The 2857-nt window shown below is 29.6% G+C and carries 3 protein-coding genes; all 3 read left to right on the plus strand.

What is annotated here, in order from left to right:
• The first annotated feature begins 148 nt into the window (after positions 1-148).
• Complete coding sequence (locus ACH2BG_RS10695) at positions 149-1612, plus strand: phytoene desaturase family protein (protein WP_395047684.1); 1464 nt, start codon at positions 149-151, stop codon at positions 1610-1612.
• A 1-nt stretch (position 1613) separates the two neighbouring features.
• Positions 1614-2453, plus strand: coding sequence for a phytoene/squalene synthase family protein (locus ACH2BG_RS10700; RefSeq protein WP_395047685.1), 840 nt, complete (start codon positions 1614-1616; stop codon positions 2451-2453).
• A gap of 5 nt (positions 2454-2458) precedes the next feature.
• Positions 2459-2857: beta-carotene hydroxylase (locus ACH2BG_RS10705; protein WP_395047686.1), on the plus strand; the 399-nt coding region annotated here is incomplete at its 3' end.

The following is a 2857-nucleotide window of genomic DNA, read 5'->3' on the forward strand; positions in this document are numbered from 1 at the left end:
CTGGTTTATAGGGAAAATGACAACTGAAATAAACCCCAAAATTTTGAATGAAAAAACAAAAATATTTCAATCGATAGAATCAATTATAGAAGAAATATAAAATTTAACATTTTTTTGTTTAACTTTTTTATATATTTGTTAGACAATTATGAAAAAAGAAATTGCAATATTAGGGTCTGGTTTTTCATCGTTAGCAGCAGCTTGTTATTTAGCGCAAGCTGGTAACAGTGTGACTATTTATGAAAAAAATAGTACTATTGGCGGAAGAGCTCGCCAGATGATTAAACAAGGATTTACTTTTGACATGGGACCATCATGGTACTGGATGCCAGATGTTTTCGAAAAATTCTTCGCCGATTTTGGCAAAAAACCATCTGATTATTATGATTTAAAAAAATTATCTCCTGGATATCAAGTTTTTTATGGTATAAATAATTTTATAACTATTTCAGACAATTTGCAGGAAATTATAGAAACTTTTGAAAGTATTGAAGCTGGAAGTGGTAACAAACTAAAAAAATTCATAGAAGAAGCAAGAGGCAATTATGATATTGCAATAAAAGACTTGGTTTACAGACCAGGTGAATCGCCTCTAGAATTGGTAACTATAGAAACTGCTAAGAAAATAGATCAGTTTTTTTCTACTATTAGTAAAGATGTTAGAAAGCAATTTAAAAATAAAAAACTCATTCAAATATTAGAATTTCCTGTGTTATTTCTTGGAGCAAAACCGTCTAAAACACCTTCTTTTTATAGTTTTATGAATTTTGCCGATTTCGGCTTAGGAACTTGGCAGCCTACAAATGGTTTTCATGATGTTATAAATGGGATGGCAACTTTAGCAAAAGAATTGGGTGTAACAATAATTACGAATGCAAATGTTGAAAAAATAATAATAGACAATAAAATAACAAAAGGAATTTTAGTAAATGAAAAGATAATTTATACCGACATCATTTTATCTGGTGCCGATTACCATCATACCGAAACACTTTTAGAGCCTAAATACAGACAATATTCTGAAAAATATTGGAACAAGAAAACTTTTGCACCATCTTCTCTTCTATTTTATGTTGGTTTCGATAAAAAATTAGAGAATGTGATTCATCATAATTTATTTTTTGATGTCGATTTCGATTTGCACGCAAAAGAGATTTACGATAAGCCAAAATGGCCATCAGAGCCATTGTTTTATGCAAATTTTACATCAAAAACAAATTCAAAAACTGCACCTGAAGGTTGTGAAAACGGATTTTTTCTAATACCAATTGCTCCCGGAATTGAAGATACACAAGAATTAAGAGATGCATATTTCGAAAAAATAATGACTCGTTTCGAAAAAATTACAAACCAAGAAGTTAAGAATAACATTATATTTAAAGAGTCATTTTGTGTAAACGATTTTGTAAAAGAATACAACTCATACAAAGGAAATGCTTACGGAATGGCGAATACTTTGCTTCAAACTGCTTTTTTAAGACCCAAACTAAGAAGTAAAAAAGTAGAAAATTTATATTTTACAGGACAACTAACTGTTCCTGGGCCTGGAGTTCCGCCTGCATTAATTTCTGGAAAACTAGTTGCCGATTTAATAAAAAAATATTCATCTTAATATGAAATCACTTTTTGATACAGTATCTAATGATTGCTGTAAGATTGTCACAAAATCTTATAGCACTTCATTCTCATCGGCAGTAAAAATGCTTGCACCAAGTATTAGGCAAGATATTTACAATGTCTATGGTTTTGTTCGTTTGGCAGATGAAATCGTAGACAGTTTTCATGATTATGACAAAGAATCATTATTCAATACCTTTGAAGTAGATTTAAAAAATGCACTTACACAAAAAATAAGTTTAAATCCTATTTTGAATGCTTTTCAGCATACAGCTCATAAACACAAAATTCCCAACGAATTAATTGATGCTTTTATGAAAAGTATGAAACTAGATTTAGTAAAAAAAGAGTACAAAACCAAAGACGAATACAACGAATACATTTATGGAAGTGCTGATGTGGTTGGATTAATGTGCTTGACCGTTTTTGTAAAAGGGAATATAGAGTTGTACGAAATCTTAAAAAATTCTGCAATGCGCTTAGGTTCTGCTTTTCAGAAAGTAAATTTTTTGAGAGATTTGAAAGCAGATTTTGAAGATTTAGAGAGAACATATTTCCCTAATACCGACTTATCACAACTTAACGAAACTTCTAAAGAACAAATTATTCAGGAAATTGAAGCCGATTTTAAAGCAGGTTATGAAGGAATTATAAATTTACCTATCGAAGCAAAGTTTGGTGTTTATACTGCTTATATTTATTACAAAAAATTATTATCTAAATTAAAAAAAACACCATCGGCAGAAATAAAAAATACTAGAGTTCGAGTTTCTAATTATCAAAAAGTTAGTTTACTTGCTAATTGTTATGTAAAATATCGTTTAAATTTATTATAGAAATTATGTGGTTATATATCTTAGTTTTCTTTTTTACTTTTTTCTTTATGGAATTTATGGCATGGTTTAGTCATAAATACATAATGCACGGTTTTTTATGGAATCTGCATGCAGATCATCATAAAAAAGACCACGATTCTTGGTTCGAGCGTAACGATGCTTTTTTTATAATTTATGCCGTTATAAGTATTGGATTTTTTTTACTCTGGCAAAATAAAGTTTTAGAAATTGGATTAGCTATAGGTTTGGGGATTTTTGTTTACGGATTGGCTTACTTTTTGGTTCATGACATATTTATTCATCAACGTTTTAAAATGTTTAGAAATGCAAACAATGTTTATGCACGAGCTGTTCGAAGAGCACACAAAATGCATCATAAACATATTGGAAAAGGACATGGTGAA

Origin of the sequence: Flavobacterium sp. (assembly GCF_043779715.1) — a bacterium.
Taxonomy (GTDB): Bacteria; Bacteroidota; Bacteroidia; order Flavobacteriales; family Flavobacteriaceae; genus Flavobacterium.

Bases quoted from the DNA above. Each gene is read 5' to 3' on its own strand.
- ACH2BG_RS10695 (WP_395047684.1), top strand. From the start codon at position 149: ATGAAAAAAGAAATTGCAATATTAGGGTCTGGTTTTTCATCGTTAGCA.
- ACH2BG_RS10700 (WP_395047685.1), top strand. From the start codon at position 1,614: ATGAAATCACTTTTTGATACAGTATCTAATGATTGCTGTAAGATTGTC.